Consider the following 15,260-nt stretch of genomic DNA (forward strand, 5'->3'; position numbering starts at 1 on the left):
ATATGAGCGCACAGGAAATTGCGAACAAACTTTGGAACCTATGTAATGTATTACGAGATGATGGAGTAACTTATCATCAATACTTAAACGAACTTACGTACATATTATTTCTAAAACTATCAGAAGTTAAAGACTTTGAAAAGCACATTCCTGAAGAATACCGTTGGCGAAGCTTTGTAGAAGATACCAATAATTTAGCTGCTTTTGAACGATACAAAAACTTTTTGGTAAACATAAGCAGTACGTCTACAAGCAATGCTATTCAAGAAATATATACCAATGCTGCTACAAGTTTACGAAAACCCGTCAATTTCAATACGCTTGTTCAATCTATTGATGATTTAGATTGGTACGAAGAGCAAGACCGCGATGTAATGGGCGATATTTACGAAAGTTTGCTTGAAAAAAATGCAGGAGAAAAGAAAAGTGGTGCAGGACAATATTTTACACCACGACCGCTAATTAATGTTGCCATAGAACTCATGGCTCCAAAATTAGGAGAACGTTGGAATGATCCAGCCTGTGGAACTTTTGGTTTTATGATTGCTTGTAATGATTACCTCAGAAGTAAACACAACGAGTATTATGCACTCAGCAAAAAAGATAGGGAATTTCAACTGCAAGAAGCTTTTAGTGGTGTAGAGTTAGTGCAAGATGCACACCGATTGGCATTAATGAACGCACGTTTGCACGGACTCGAAAGTACTATATATTATGGTGACACCTTGTCAGATTTCGGAAAACAACTCAAAGGCTATGACGGCGTACTCGCAAACCCGCCGTTTGGAACCAAAAAAGGAGGAGAAAAACCCAACAGAGACGATCTTACTTATCTAAGTAGTAACAAACAATTGAATTTTTTACAACATATATATCGTAGTCTTAAAACAGATGGAAGGGCTAGAGCAGCGGTAGTATTGCCAGATAATGTATTGTTTGAAGATGGCGATGGACAAAAAATTCGTAAAGATTTAATGAACAAATGCGACTTGCATACTATACTCCGTTTGCCTACAGGAATCTTTTACGCTGCGGGTGTAAAAACGAATGTCCTCTTTTTTACAAGAGGTAAAACAGAAACTAAAAACACAAAGCAAGTCTGGTTTTATGACATGCGCACCAATATGCCAAGCTTTGGAAAACGTACGCCTTTTACGCGCAAAGCCTTTCATGGTTTTATTAAAGCCTATACAGGAGGGATTACAGAAGAAACTTTAACAGCATACGATGGAAGCATTGACCATAAAAAACGGGCTACGATACAAGATGAACGTTGGCAATGTATCTCCAGAGCTGATATAAGGGCAAAAAATGATTCTTTGGACATTGGTTTGATTGCTGATGAAAGTATTACCAAAGCAGAAGACATAGGCGAACCTATTGATATTGCAAAGGAAGCGTTAGCCGAAATAAAAGCCATTACCAAAGAATTGAATAAGATTATAAAAGCATTAGGGTAATGGAAGAAAGATTGCCTAAGAATTGGATAAGTATTCCAATATTTAAAATAGCTAGAACTTCTTCAGGAGGGACACCAAGAACTACAGTAAGTGAATATTGGAATGGGAAAATTCCTTGGATAAACTCAGGAAAATTGAAAGATACTGAAATACATAGCCCGTCAAAGTTTATTACAGAATTAGGGTTAAAAAAAAGTTCTGCAAAATTATTCCCAATAAGTACAGTCGTTATTGCTTTAACTGGAGCTACTACAGGTAAAGTAGGATTATTAGAAATTGAAACATCAACTAATCAATCTGTGACGGGAATTTTTCCTAATAAAAATTATAATAGTAAGTTTTTGTTTTATCAACTAATAAGTTTAAGAAGCATTATTTTAAAACAAGCTTTAGGTACAGCTCAACCACATATCAATAAAAAAATTGTAGATGAAACAATTATTTCTTTTCCTCCATTACCAGAACAGCAACGTATTGTACAAAAGTTAGACAAGTTGTTTGGAGAGCTAGATACTATTAAGAAAAGATATAACAATTTAACTACGATAAAGAATACTTTTATAACCAGTTGTTTAATTAATTCAGAGACAAAGAAATTTTATAATAGACAAACAATAGGGAAATATTTGGAAGACAGTACGGAACGCATAGGTGATGATTGGGCTAAATATAGAAAGATAGGAGTTTCTGCTAAAAAAGGAATTATAGACTTAAGTGTAGGACAAAAGAAAACTTTTGAAAAATATAAAATAGTGCGTCCTGGAGATTTTATCTATAACACGATGAGAGTCAATATTGGCTCAATAGCAATATATAAAGGAGAAGAAATCGCGATAACAAGTCCAGATTATGTAGTTTTTAGAGTGAAATCACATCTTTCACCTGAGTTATTGTTAGGATTTTTAAAATCAGAGCAAGGAATTTTAGAAATTGGAGCTAATACCAAAGGTAGCGTTCGCGCACGATTGTATTTTAAAAGTTTATCACAAGTCAGAATGCCTGTGGGAAATGCTGAAGTTTATGAAAAAGCAGAGTTATTTTTAAAATCTTTTAATAAAGGCTTAAAAAGGTTAGAATATCTTATAAATTCCAAAATACCCAAATTAGAACAAGCCATTTTAGCCAAAGCCTTTAAAGGCGAATTGGTACCACAATTACCAACGGATGGTGATGCGAGAGACTTATTAAAAGAAATAGAAGCACTACAGGAAAAATTAGCTCAAAAGAAAAAAACAAAAAAGAAGTAAAATCTTATCTTAGTAGCATGAACCTTATTTTTGAATTATTAAAAAATGCGTTTTTATTAAAAGATATTTACACTACCGAAGAGTTATATAATGATTTATTGGTTGATAAACTATTTAAGATGTCACTTCCAGAGTTTGTTATCTTCCTAGATAAAAAGGAAAGTATATACTCATCACACAATGGCTTGGTGTTTTTAAGGGATAATAAAAAACTACAAGATATATTTTCTGCTACGTGGCACTTAACAAATGTATTACGCGGGGTACATTCGGTAGCAGAAACACGTTTCATAGTTAATGCATTACTATTTTACAAACGCGGATTTGATTTAGATAAAATTGCATCTGAAGATTCATATGGAATAGATTCAAAAAGAGATGAATTTTTAAATAACCCTTTAGGCGTTTTGATGGATTTTGGAGATGCAAAATATTGGCTTCATATTCTAAGTGCCAATGATAAATATTTGTCTTTCGAAATATTTCAAGAATTAACCAATCACTTGCATCGTTTTTCAAATGATCAATTAAAGCAAATCATTAACATATTACATTCTATTGATACGACTTCTATAGATACGAATACATTTAGTCTCATATTTGAAAACTTATATACTCATGATGTAAAAAGAGATAAGTTACTTATAGGAACGCCAAAAAATGTAGTGACACTTATGACAGAGATCTTACAAGCGAACAATGGCAAAGTATATGATCCTGTTTGTGGACGTGGTACATTTTTAAACGAAATATACCGAGAAATAGGAAATGAAAACTTATATGCAACGGAATTGCATTATAAAACAGCTTTGTTTGCATACATGTCACAATTGGTTACAGGTATTACCCAACCAAATATTCAAGTAACAAATTGTTTTGATACACTAGAAGATGGAAACACTTTTGATTACATCATTGCAGATTTACCTATTTTAGGAGTAGTAAACTCCGATGAGTTATTTACATTAGAACGCCATTGGAATATAAAGTTTCCAAAAACTAAAAGTTTTTCAGCGTTAATATTATTTATCATTTCAAAGCTCAAAGATAAAGGGCGCGCCATATTTACAGTATCGGATAGTTTTTTATTCAAAGGTGGCGTTGAAAAGAAAATCAGAACTCAACTTATTCAAGATGATTATATAGAAGGTGTTATTAGTATTCCAAATGAAGCTTTGAAACCTTTTACAAATGGAAAAGCATCTATCATTATTATAAATAAGGCGAAACCATCTGCACTGATCAAAAAAATAAAGTTTTTAGAAATAAATTCTTTACCGTTTAATGTGCTTTCCTTTGCCAAAGAATACCAAACAACAACAACATTAGAAACAGAGAATGTAAAAATAATTGGTACGGACGATGTATTAAAAACAACTTCACTTGAACCATCTACATATACAAGTAATTTTTATGAGATTAAAAAAATGCTTGATAATGGTGAAGGTGTATACTTACATGATATAGTAACGATGCGTTCGGGGCAAAATATAAAAAATGATGATGTAACGCCGTATGCAAATGTTCCTTTGGTTAAGATAGAAAACTTAGAACGTGATATTTTAGATATATTTTTATCCAAAGAAAACATAAAAGAATTTGTCTCATATGATAACTTTGAAGTAAGAAGAAAAATCGTTGATACAGTCTGTATCTTAGTTGGAAAAGTTGGAGACTATTTAAAACCTACCATATTCAAACCTACGACACAAATCCCATATATATTACCACATTCCAACGTCATCATTTTAGAGTTATCAAGTAACATTGTTACAATAGAATATTTGTATTATCAATTATACAGAGACTTTGTAATAAACCAGATAGAAAACAATCGCACACGTTCTGTAATTCCGTTCATTTCGCAAACACGTTTAGGTGAAGTCGTAATTCCGATGGTTAGTCTGGAGTTTCAGGAAGAATTCATCAAGACTCAAAAAAGTGAGATCATTGCTTCTGAAGAGCGTCGTGTTGCGGAGCGTTTTGAAAAAATTGGGTATAAGAGGAAAATACAAGAAAGTGAAACAAACATTATTGCGACACTCACGCATCAATTAAAACATAGTTTAACCAATGTACGCACGCTGATAACGAAAATAAATCATATCACTAAAAACAATTCACTAGAAAATTATACTGAATATAGTGATGTAAACTTAAATACACCAATTATTGAAGGCTTAGAAGCGCCAGAAAATAAAACTTTAGAAGAAACTTTAGTACTAGCCCAGCGAGAAGCGGACTTTTTAAATACAATTCTTGAAAATGTACAAAAGGCAGTCACACTAGAATTAACAGCGGAAGATTTTACCATTGTCTCGATACGATCCTTATTTGATAACTTATTAAGTGGCAGTGAAAACTATAAAATGAAGTTAAAGGGAGAAGATTTTGATATAGAAGTATCTGAGTCTCACATGAGAGAATTACTAAAAGGGTTACTAAACAATGCCGTAAAACATAGTTTTTGTTATGAAACTGATAAAGAGCATACTGTTTCTTTTACTGTAAAAAAAGATAGAGGATTGGCTATCATTCGTTACAGAAATAATGGGTTGCCTTTCAATATATCTCAAAAAGATTTTGTGACGATACTTTCAAAGTCACGTAAAAGTAATGGAAGCGGAATTGGCGGGTATTACATTGATAAAATTATAAAAGCGCACAAAGGCGAATTATTTATAGGGGAAGACTATAAATCAGGTGTTTTTATGCGGATAGAACTACCATTAAATCAACATAAAGATGAGTAACGTATTACTTTTAATAGATGATAAAGAAACATTCAAAGAAACTTTTAAAATAACAGCACAACGTAAAGGGTATCAACTTGCTTGGGGCAAAAGTTATGATGAACTAGTAGAAAAATTAGAAAAATTTCACGAACATATTTGCACAGTAGTTTTAGACGTAAAATGTTTAATGAGCAATGATCAACCTATTGAACACGAAAACTTTATAGGAAGCGCTTTAATTCATCTAAGCACAAATTATGCGCACATACCAAGAGTTGTTTTAACAGGTGATGAAACGGCTTTAGCCAAAGTAAAAGATATTTTCAGTACTTCTAATGAGGATATCTACTCTAAATCAGTAGAAGATATTGAGCGTATGTTCACAAAAATTGAAGAACATAAAACAAATTTTCCAATTAGACAGTATGGTAAAGCGCAACTTAGAGTTTTAGATGTTATTAAAAAAGGAGAAGGAAAAAGAATAGAATTCAAATCAACGCTTCGATTTGATATCAAAGGAAATGAAAAAGCCGATTGGCTTATTTTTGAGACTTTTAAAAATATAGCAGCATTCTTAAACTCTGAAGGAGGTACCATACTTATAGGAGTAGCAGATGATAGAGAAATCCTTGGCTTGGAAGCCTATGATTATTCATTATTAAAAGAAGGTGATAAACAGGACTTGTTTCAGTTACAATTAGATAATTTAATACGCACACATTTTGGAGACGCAGTGCATCGAATATTAAGTGTTGCCATAGTAAAAATTGAAGGGAAAAGTATCTGTGAAATCAGAATTAAAGAAAAATATACAGCACCAATATTCATAACAAAAAAAGAAGAAAATAAGCCTAAGCGTAAAGCTTTTTATATTCGTAGATTATCCAGTGCTATAGAATTAAAAGATGATGAAATGGAAGTTTATATAAAAGCACATTGGTCATGATGAGGATTCCCGTAAAAGTAACTTTATGATGTATTGTATTTTAGTTTTTAAAGATTCATTTTATGCGTATAATTAAAGATAACAGGTTAACTTATTTTCTTAATGAGCTAAGTGGAACTAAAGAAGTCCGAATCATTTCTCCTTTTATAACAAATATAATGGTTGATCATTTGTTAAATAACTTTAAAGGTTCTTTAATAAAAGTAATTACGCGTTATAATTTGAATGATTTTAAAAGTGGAGTTTCTAGTTTATCTGCCCTTGAAAAATTATTGAATGCTGGAGCTGAGATAAAAAGTGTAAAAGATTTACATAGTAAACTCTATCTATTTGATAAAAAAAGTGCTTTTGTTACATCTGCAAACTTTACTAATGGTGGTTTTTTTAGAAATAAAGAGTTTGGAGTTTTAGTAACAGAATCTGAATCAGTTGAAGAATCTTTATTTTACTTCAAAGAACTGTGGGGTATTGATGCTTCTTTATTAAATATGGAATGCATAATTGAATGGAGAAAAATTATCAAGCTTTCGAGAACCACACAAAAAGAAATTGAAAAGCTCCCTGATGTAGGTGCTTCTTATTCAGATTCAATTCTTGGAGGAAGAAGATATTTTATTAAATTTTTTGGTAAAGCTGATAACCGTTTAGGATTAGAGAGAAAAGTTTTAAACGAACTCTATGGAGGTTGTAGTCATTTTGCCTTATCATTTTCTAAAAATAAAAGAGATGCTCGTCCAAGAAGATATAGAGAAGGAGATATTGTATTTATGGCAAGAATGACTAAAGATCCAGATGATTACGCTATTTATGGAAGGGCTATAACATATGCTCATAATGATAAAAGAGATGTGGCAAATACTGAAGATATAAAACATATTCCATGGTTAAAGGATTGGTCTATATTAGTTAGAGTAAAAGAACCAATGTTTATAAATTCTACTTTTGAGGAATGTCCAAAACTAAATGATTTAGTAAGAGAATTAAAATACTTGAGTTTTGAAAGCACAGAACAAAATTTTAAAAAAGGATCAGGTAATATAAACCCAAAAAGTTCACTAATGCAAAAGGGAGATGTAATGCTTAGTAGTACTGGGGCTCAGTGGCTGGAATTAACTTTTAAAAAAGCAATAGAAAAGACAGGAACTGTAGATCAGCAAATAATAAACTCATTTTATCAAGGAAGTAAAATAACCGAATGATACAAAACCGACCACAAACCATACAAATATTTTTACCAACAGGTTCGCCTACAGGAGTAAAAGAAGCTGAGTTAACAAACAGACTATTAAAAGCACTTTACTTTCCAAGAACAGCTTTGGAAAGTGCATCTAAAAGAGAAATAGCCAAACATACAGGCGTTTACTTTTTATTTGGACAAGATGAAAACGGTGCCGATATGGTATATATTGGAGAAGGAGAAGATTGCTGGGATCGTATCAAAAGTCATCACCGAAACAAAGATTTTTGGACAGAAGGCATTATCATAGCTACCAAAGGAGATGTATATACAAAGACAGAGGCAAAGTTTTTAGAACATATATGTTTAAAAGTGGCTAAGGAAGCAGGACGTTATGTAACAGATAATGAAACAGGTTCAAAGAAGCCATCGATACCAGAAACCAGAATGTATGATCTGGAAGATAACTTTGAAACTATTAAGATATTGGTAGGAGCTTTAGGTTTTCAATTGTTTAAGAATGAAGAAAAAGAAACCGTAAAGAAAGAATATTTCTATTGTAAAGGAAAAGATGCTAATGCAACGGCAATTATAACTGATGAAGGGATTTGGGTATTAGCAGAGTCAATAGCAAATTTAAAAGAAACTAAAACCGCTGGAAATTGGATAACGGGGATGCGCCAAAAATTAGTAGATAAAGGGGATTTAGTTAAAAACGATAATGTTCTAAAATTTACTAAAAAGGTATTATTCAAATCATTTAGTGCGGCGGCTGGCACTGTATTAGGAAGAAGAGCCAATGGTTGGAAAGAGTGGAAAGATAAAGATGGTAAAACTTTAGATGAATTGAAAAGACAGAGTTAACAATGCCCAAAAAAGGAAAACAAAAAAATACCAAAAACAAAGCCAAGCATACCAAGCTGATGCAACGCAAACTCAACAAAGAGCGCGCTGACAAAGAAGCTACGAAAGCACGACTTAAAGCGATTGTACAAAAAGCCAATGAATCAAAAAAGATTGATGATTAACGATTTTTGATAGAAAAAGTATTTTCAAATAAACGAATAAACGAATAAACGAATAAACGAAAAGCAACGCGACCAATAACTGCCACACTGAGCTTGCCGAAGTGCTAAACTACTTCTTAATAAATTTCATTGTTTCAGTTGCCGTATCGGTTTTAATTTCCAAAAAGTAAAATCCACTAGACAAATCCTTTACATCCAATTCATAGGTTGGTTTGTAGGGATTGAGCAGTTTTTGTACAAGCAACCTACCATTCAAATCATATACCAAAATTGTATTGATGTTCTTTTGGGAGCTGATCGTTAACGTACTACTTGCAGGATTAGGATAAATGGATACTTTATTGGCTTCAAACACATCAATAGATAAACGATCTACAATTTCTGTCATAGCAGTATTGGTAATAATTGGCGGATTAAAGTCAAAATAAATAGCAGCCGTTCCATTGATAATGTCTCCTAAGACTACATCGCTTTTTGGTTTTATCTTAAAGGTAATATAGCCATGCGAATTCGGTTCGTCTGTAGTACTATCTGGTAAATGTATACCATCAAAAATGAACTCTATATTGTTACCATTAGTAATTTCTACACGTCCGGAATGGCTTAGGCTTTGCAATTGCATGGTATCCCAGTCCAATTTGTCATCTAGTATATGTTCAACTCTAATGTTTATAGCACTTGCAGTTCCTGTGTTTTGAAAGCGGATAATATAATGGAGGTATTTGTCAATGTCTTCAATTAAAACTTCATCACCTTCAAGTACACGAATATCATTAGGATCGTACGAACCTATAACGGTTTGTCGCAAGCTGAATATATTATCGCCCGGAGTTTCGTCTCCAGATATTGGTGATATGGTTGCCGTAGATAAGAGTATTTCGTCTATGTTGGTCGTAGGAGGCGGAAAGACATTAAATTCTAAATCAATGGTTCTCGTTTCAAACGGGTTTAAGTTTGTAAAATTAAAAGTTAAGGTACTGGCAGTTTGTGAAGCCACAGTTTCACTCGCATTTAAAAATTGCATTTTAGAACCGTCAAATTCAAAAGTAATATTTCCACTTAATTGGGTCGTGCCAACATTATTATACACAATTTGATAGCTTGTATTAAAGCCCGGTCGTGGATCATCAATAGATGGATATATCGTAACATTCAAATCGTTATGCATTCCTGTAGGTTCTATACAAAAATCTACAGTATCTGTGAATCCTATTCCTGTAAAGTTTGTTGTAACTGATTCAGGAGTTACCGTATAATAATTAGGTATTGGCGATACTATAGAAGTAGTATAACTACCTGCATCTGGAAACAATTGATATATACCATTGATATTTGAAAAAGTAGATAAACTCGTAGTTCCGTCTGTGGTTTCAACCAATATATTCCCCATCGGAAGATCATTTGCATCGCAACCATTGAAATTTACATCCATGGCAATAGTTCCGTTGATTTCATTGGCAATAACGCCTACATTTCTATGCCAAGCTATTTTATCATCATCTTGTGATGCTGAAACTACATCCATATCGCCATCACCATCAATATCAGCAGCATATATCGATCGTACATGATTTGTATTGGTACTAATATCTTGTTGTGTACCAAAAGTACCTTGTCCATCTATATTTTCAAACCAAATTACGGAATCATCGAATAAAGTGCCAACCAAAACATCTACATCACCATCATTATCTAAATCTGTAGCGTAAACAGATCCTACGCTATTTATTGCTGTTGAGATTACCTGTTGACTTCCAAAAGTACCTTGTCCATCGGTATTTTCATACCAAGCTACGTCAATACTATTATTAAACGCTCCTGAAACTACATCCATATCTCCATCGCCATCCATATCAGCGGCATGGATTGAGTTTATGTTATTAGAATTCGTAATGATAATTTGTTCGGAACTAAAAGTACCTTGTCCATCTGTATTTTCATACCAGGCTATTTTGCCATCTGATGAAGAAGCAGAAAGTACATCCATATCGCCATCACCATCTATGTCTATAGCATAAACAGCTGATGCAAAATTTGCATTTGTGGTAATAATTTGTTGTGGGCCAAAAGTACCTTGTCCGTCTGTATTTTCATACCAAGCTATTTTATCATCTGATGAAGAAGCGGAAAGTACATCCATATCACCATCACCATCTATATCTGTCACATACACAGACGTTGCAGCAGTTGCATTAGTAGTTATGGTTTGTTGAGGACCAAAGGTGCCTTGTCCATCGGTGTTTTCGTACCAAGCTATTTTATTATCATTGTTGGATGCAGAAAGTATATCCAAATCACCATCACCATCAAGATCACTTGCATACACCGATCGTACTCTATCTGCATTTGTAGTAATAATTTGTTGCGTACCAAAAGTACCTTGCCCATCGGTGTTTTCGTACCAAGCCACTTTGTCATCAAATTCAGAAGCCGTGACGATATCCATATCACCATCGCCATCCAAATCATTTGCATACACGCAACTTGGGAAATTTATTAATGGAGCTATACTTTTTCGATTTCCAAAAGTACCTTGTCCATCTATATTTTCATGCGAATTTATAATGTCTACACCAGAACCAGAAGTTGCCGTAAGTATATCCAAATCGCCATCACCATCTATATCAGCAGGAGAAAACGAATACGTCCCTGTGGAAAATCCTATTAATACTTGTCGATTTCCAAAAGTACCTTGCCCGTCTGTATTTTCATGCCAAGAAATCACTCTATCACTACCAGGTGTAGCCGAAAGTACATCCATATCACCATCTCCATCTAGGTCGGTTGAAAATACCCAACTTGTTCCAAACGCTGTCCCTATAACTTGGATGCTTCCAAAAGTACCTTGTCCATCTGTATTCTCATACCAAGCCAAATTATTATTGTTGTTAGAAGCAGAAATCACATCCAAATCACCATCTCCATCTATATCACTGGCATAAGTCGATAAGGGATTAGTTGCCGTTGTTGAGATGGTTTGCTGTGGACCAAAAGTACCTTGTCCGTCGGTATTTTCATGCCAAGACACTCTATTATCACCCGTAGATGTTACAAGAATATCTACATCTCCGTCACCATCTAGGTCAGCAAGATGTGCCGAAGCTATTCCCCAAGCAGCGGATGAAATCACTTGCACATCACCAAAAGTACCTTGTCCATCATTTTCGTACCAAGCTATTCTGTTAGTATCAGAAACTGCAGTAGCGATATCTATATCGCCATCGCCATCTATATCACTTGTATAAACTTTACCGCCATTAAATACCAACGCATCTATGATTTGTTCAGGTCCAAATGTGCCTTGTCCATCGGTATTTTCATACCAAACGATTCTGCCATTTTGAAACCCGGCTAGTACATCCATATCACCATCTCCATCCAAATCATTTGCATGAAGCTTTGGATTTCCAAATGCATCACCAGAGATATTTATTGGAGTGCTATAGTTACCTTGTCCATCTATATTTCTATGCCAAACTATTCTAGCACCTATATCAGCTCCGGATAGGATATCCATATCTCCGTCACCATCAATATCAACAGCATACACTTCTTCAATAGAATACGATATGGATTCAAAAATAATGTTTTCCTGAAATTCAATCTGTGTATATCCATAATTGCACATGAATAAGAGGGAAAGGAACAGTAATTTATATTTCATAGCTGTTTTTTTAATTTTAAGATGTTGTGACTTCTCTTATTTTGACACGTATAGTATCATTTTAGTACGAAGTCACTTCTATGAGTACTTTAGTAAAAAAATAGTTTTTGAGGGAGGAGTTTAAAATTAAATAATTAATTTTTAAAAAGACTGATAAACTTGTATTTTTTATGTGATTCATTTAAAATGAAAAAGTACTTTTGCTAAAGGCTAAAGGCTAAAGGCTAAAGGCTAAAGGCTAAAGGCTAAAGGCTAAAGGCTAAAGGCTAATACCCAAAAACCAATACCCAACACCATGGAACAAATCGACATCCTAGACGAACACGGAAAACCTACAGGTGAAATCCTTCCCAAACGAGAAGTACATCGCCACGGACATTTTCATGCGTCAACACATCTGTGGTTATATACTAAAACAGGAAAAGTGGTCTTGCAATTGCGAGCTGCCATCAAACCCAATTTTCCAAATTGTTGGGATGTTTCTGTGGCGGGACATATTAGTGCAGGAGAAACGGCTTTGGATACCGCAGTACGAGAAGCACAAGAAGAACTAGGAATCAAAGTACAAACCGAACAACTACAACAAATAGGACGTTTCCGAATCGATTACCAACATGCGGAAGACTACCGCGATCGTGAATTCATTACCATATTTGCTTGCGAAATTCCAGACAAACCTTTGCAAACGACACTCCAAGAAGAAGAAGTTGCCGATGTTACCTTACTTCCTTTAGCACAAGTAGAAGCAGAGCTAGCCGACACTCAACTGGCCAAAAAATACGTTCCATTTAACAAAGCCTATGCAGTTGAGGTATTCGAAAAACTGAATGAATTGTTTTTTTAGTAATGAGTTATTAGTATTGAGTATTGAGAAGTTTCAGAGTATATTAGAGTTAATTAATAACGAAGAGTACATATAAAAACATTCGTGAATTCGTGACAAAAAACTATGTCATATAAAGGCAATAGGTTTTGGGAATTAGGAATTAGTGCTATTTCAAACGAAATACAATTTAAAACAGAAACAGATCAATACTTCAACAAACTTAGCATAAACAAAAAAACAAATCAACATTGGAAACGTCACTACGAGGAGTTACGACGTGGTAGTCTGTTTATTGTAGTACAAATTTGCTCTTTGAAGAAACAGATTGCCACGTCACTTATGTTCCTCGCAATGACGTATCATAGTACCAGCAATCAGCAATAAATCCCAAATTCGAGTAAATTACACAAGAGTACACATAAAAACATTCGTGAATTCGTGACAAAAACCAAGAAGATATAAGGCAATAGGTTTTGGGAATTAGGAATTAGTGATGTTTCAAACGAAATACAATTTAAAACAGAAACAGATTAACAAATCAACAAAAAGACAAATAAACAAATAAGAAGTTTAAGAGTTTATAAGTTTACTAGTTTAGTCTTTGAAGCAAAGAATACCGTATCATATTACCAGCAACCAAATTCGAGTAAATTACACAAGAGTACACACAAAAACATTCGTGAATTCGTGACAAAAAACTATGTCATATAAAGGCAATAGGTTTTGGGAATTAGGAATTAGTGCTATTTCAAACGAAATACAATTTAAAACAGAAACAGATTAACAAATCAACAAAAAAGAAGTTTAAGAGTTTATAAGTTTACGAGTTTAGTCTTTGAAACAAAAATACCGTATCATATTACGAGCAACCAACACCCAACAAAGTCTAACAGCGAAGCGGTCTAACATCTAAAAGCACGTAAGTGCGTTCTAAAAGCGCTAGCGATTCTATATGCTAACAACAATAGATTCAGACAACAAAACCATAGATTTGGAAAAGAATAACTTCTTCAATTGCCGCAACTTTGTATTGTAATTAAAAATAAACAAACAAAACAATACTAACATGCATACAAAAACAGCAATCATCACAGGAGGAAGCCGTGGATTAGGAAAAGACATGGCAATCAATTTAGCACAAAACGGAATCAATATTATCTTTTCATATCATAGCAATACCGAAAAAGCAAACGAAGTCATTGCAGCAATAGAAGCCTTAGGACAGAAAGCAATCGCCTTTCCATTTGATGCGAATGATTATAAAAGTGGTCAGGCATTTGTAAAACAAGCTACGGACTATCTTCAGAAAGAAAACAATTCGCCAAACTTTGATTTTCTCATCAACAATGCCGGAACAGGAACATTCAACATGGTGGCTGATACCACAGAAACACAATTTGACGAAATGATGAATGTACACCTAAAAAGTATATACTTTTTTACACAAGCCGCATTACCATACCTAAACAATAGCGGACGCATTATCAATATCTCAAGTGGTTTAACGCGATTTAGTTTTCCAGGAATGTCAGCATACGCTATGATGAAAGGCGGAATAGAAGTCTTTACACGTTATTTAGCAAAAGAACTAGGCGCACGAAAAATAACCGCAAATGTCGTAGCACCAGGAGCTATTGCTACAGATTTCGCAGGCGGATCAAACAAAGAAGAAGAAAAAACGAAGATCATTTCAAGCCTCACAGCATTAGGAAGAGTAGGAGAAGCCGAAGATATTGGCGGTATCATCGCTTTCTTATGTTCAGACAAAGCAGGCTGGATCAACGGACAACGAATTGAAGCCTCTGGAGGAATGCTTGTTTAGGGAATGTTGAATTATAGATTTTGAATGTTGAATGAACTGTTACATACCTAAACTTGTTCTAAACGTCAGTTCGAGTGATTTTCGAAGAAAATAGTATCGAGAACAGCTTTGAAACGTCATTGCGAGGAACGCGAGTGACGTGGTAATCTGCTACTTCAAAGAGCAAATTTGTACTGTGATAAACAGATTTACACGTCGTAAACTTCTCGCAATGAGGTTTCTGAGTTCGTCAATTTAAAAACAAAGAATTTAGGCTATAGTAGTTTACTATGCGTCAGTTCGATTTCTATGACAAAATCAAACGATTTTGATAAAAATTTTGATTTTTAATTAGAGCAAAAACAATGTGTATCAT

11 protein-coding genes are annotated in these 15,260 nt (G+C 33.9%); 10 read left to right on the forward strand and 1 reads right to left on the reverse strand.

Translation table 11 applies throughout. The annotated features are described in order from the left end of the window. Positions 1–2 precede the first annotated feature (2 nt). The 7 genes from Q0845_RS25020 to Q0845_RS25050 all read left to right on the forward strand — a co-directional run bounded on the left by Q0845_RS25020 (position 3) and on the right by Q0845_RS25050 (position 8,593). A complete protein-coding gene (locus Q0845_RS25020; protein WP_298519861.1) occupies positions 3–1,460 on the forward strand; it encodes an N-6 DNA methylase in 1,458 nt (485 codons plus the stop codon). Next, positions 1,460–2,707, forward strand: a complete 1,248-nt coding sequence (locus Q0845_RS25025; protein ID WP_298519864.1) for a restriction endonuclease subunit S — start codon at positions 1,460–1,462, stop codon at positions 2,705–2,707. Before Q0845_RS25020 ends, Q0845_RS25025 begins: the two co-directional genes overlap by 1 nt. A gap of 17 nt (positions 2,708–2,724) precedes the next feature. Next, complete coding sequence (locus tag Q0845_RS25030) at positions 2,725–5,460, forward strand: N-6 DNA methylase (protein ID WP_298519867.1); 2,736 nt, start codon at positions 2,725–2,727, stop codon at positions 5,458–5,460. After that, entirely contained in the window at positions 5,453–6,388 is a 936-nt protein-coding gene (locus Q0845_RS25035) for an RNA-binding domain-containing protein (protein WP_298519870.1), read from the forward strand. Before Q0845_RS25030 ends, Q0845_RS25035 begins: the two co-directional genes overlap by 8 nt. A gap of 62 nt (positions 6,389–6,450) precedes the next feature. Next, positions 6,451–7,587 (forward strand): phospholipase D family protein, encoded by a 1,137-nt coding sequence (locus tag Q0845_RS25040; protein ID WP_298519873.1) that lies wholly within the window; start codon positions 6,451–6,453, stop codon positions 7,585–7,587. Next, positions 7,584–8,429 (forward strand): GIY-YIG nuclease family protein, encoded by an 846-nt coding sequence (locus Q0845_RS25045; RefSeq protein WP_298519876.1) that lies wholly within the window; start codon positions 7,584–7,586, stop codon positions 8,427–8,429. The genes Q0845_RS25040 and Q0845_RS25045 overlap by 4 nt, the downstream gene beginning before the upstream one ends. 2 nt (positions 8,430–8,431) lie before the next feature. Beyond that, positions 8,432–8,593, forward strand: a complete 162-nt coding sequence (locus Q0845_RS25050; RefSeq protein WP_298519879.1) for a hypothetical protein — start codon at positions 8,432–8,434, stop codon at positions 8,591–8,593. Positions 8,594–8,702: 109 nt separating this feature from the next. Here the strand turns inward: Q0845_RS25050 and Q0845_RS25055 are convergent, their stop codons facing one another. After that, complete coding sequence (locus tag Q0845_RS25055; RefSeq protein WP_298519882.1) at positions 8,703–12,257, reverse strand: T9SS type A sorting domain-containing protein; 3,555 nt, start codon at positions 12,255–12,257, stop codon at positions 8,703–8,705. A gap of 295 nt (positions 12,258–12,552) precedes the next feature. On the opposite strand from Q0845_RS25055, the gene Q0845_RS25060 reads away from it, so the two are divergent. The 3 genes from Q0845_RS25060 (at position 12,553) to Q0845_RS25070 (ending at position 14,905) form a co-directional block, all read left to right on the forward strand. Then, a complete protein-coding gene (locus Q0845_RS25060; protein WP_298519885.1) occupies positions 12,553–13,101 on the forward strand; it encodes an NUDIX domain-containing protein in 549 nt (182 codons plus the stop codon). Positions 13,102–13,206: 105 nt separating this feature from the next. Continuing rightward, positions 13,207–13,467 (forward strand): hypothetical protein, encoded by a 261-nt coding sequence (locus tag Q0845_RS25065; RefSeq protein ID WP_298519888.1) that lies wholly within the window; start codon positions 13,207–13,209, stop codon positions 13,465–13,467. Between the two features lie 682 nt (positions 13,468–14,149). Continuing rightward, entirely contained in the window at positions 14,150–14,905 is a 756-nt protein-coding gene (locus Q0845_RS25070; protein ID WP_298519891.1) for an SDR family oxidoreductase, read from the forward strand. Positions 14,906–15,260: the final 355 nt, after the last annotated feature.

It is taken from the genome of uncultured Kordia sp. (assembly GCF_947489565.1).
GTDB lineage: Bacteria > Bacteroidota > Bacteroidia > Flavobacteriales > Flavobacteriaceae > Kordia.

Coding starts and splice junctions, on each gene's coding strand:
- Q0845_RS25070 (WP_298519891.1), top strand. CDS start 14,150: ATGCATACAAAAACAGCAATCATCACAGGAGGAAGCCGTGGATTAGGA.
- Q0845_RS25050 (WP_298519879.1), top strand. CDS start 8,432: ATGCCCAAAAAAGGAAAACAAAAAAATACCAAAAACAAAGCCAAGCAT.
- Q0845_RS25065 (WP_298519888.1), top strand. CDS start 13,207: ATGTCATATAAAGGCAATAGGTTTTGGGAATTAGGAATTAGTGCTATT.
- Q0845_RS25030 (WP_298519867.1), top strand. CDS start 2,725: ATGAACCTTATTTTTGAATTATTAAAAAATGCGTTTTTATTAAAAGAT.
- Q0845_RS25020 (WP_298519861.1), top strand. CDS start 3: ATGAGCGCACAGGAAATTGCGAACAAACTTTGGAACCTATGTAATGTA.
- Q0845_RS25035 (WP_298519870.1), top strand. CDS start 5,453: ATGAGTAACGTATTACTTTTAATAGATGATAAAGAAACATTCAAAGAA.
- Q0845_RS25025 (WP_298519864.1), top strand. CDS start 1,460: ATGGAAGAAAGATTGCCTAAGAATTGGATAAGTATTCCAATATTTAAA.
- Q0845_RS25055 (WP_298519882.1), bottom strand. CDS start 12,257: ATGAAATATAAATTACTGTTCCTTTCCCTCTTATTCATGTGCAATTAT.
- Q0845_RS25045 (WP_298519876.1), top strand. CDS start 7,584: ATGATACAAAACCGACCACAAACCATACAAATATTTTTACCAACAGGT.
- Q0845_RS25060 (WP_298519885.1), top strand. CDS start 12,553: ATGGAACAAATCGACATCCTAGACGAACACGGAAAACCTACAGGTGAA.
- Q0845_RS25040 (WP_298519873.1), top strand. CDS start 6,451: ATGCGTATAATTAAAGATAACAGGTTAACTTATTTTCTTAATGAGCTA.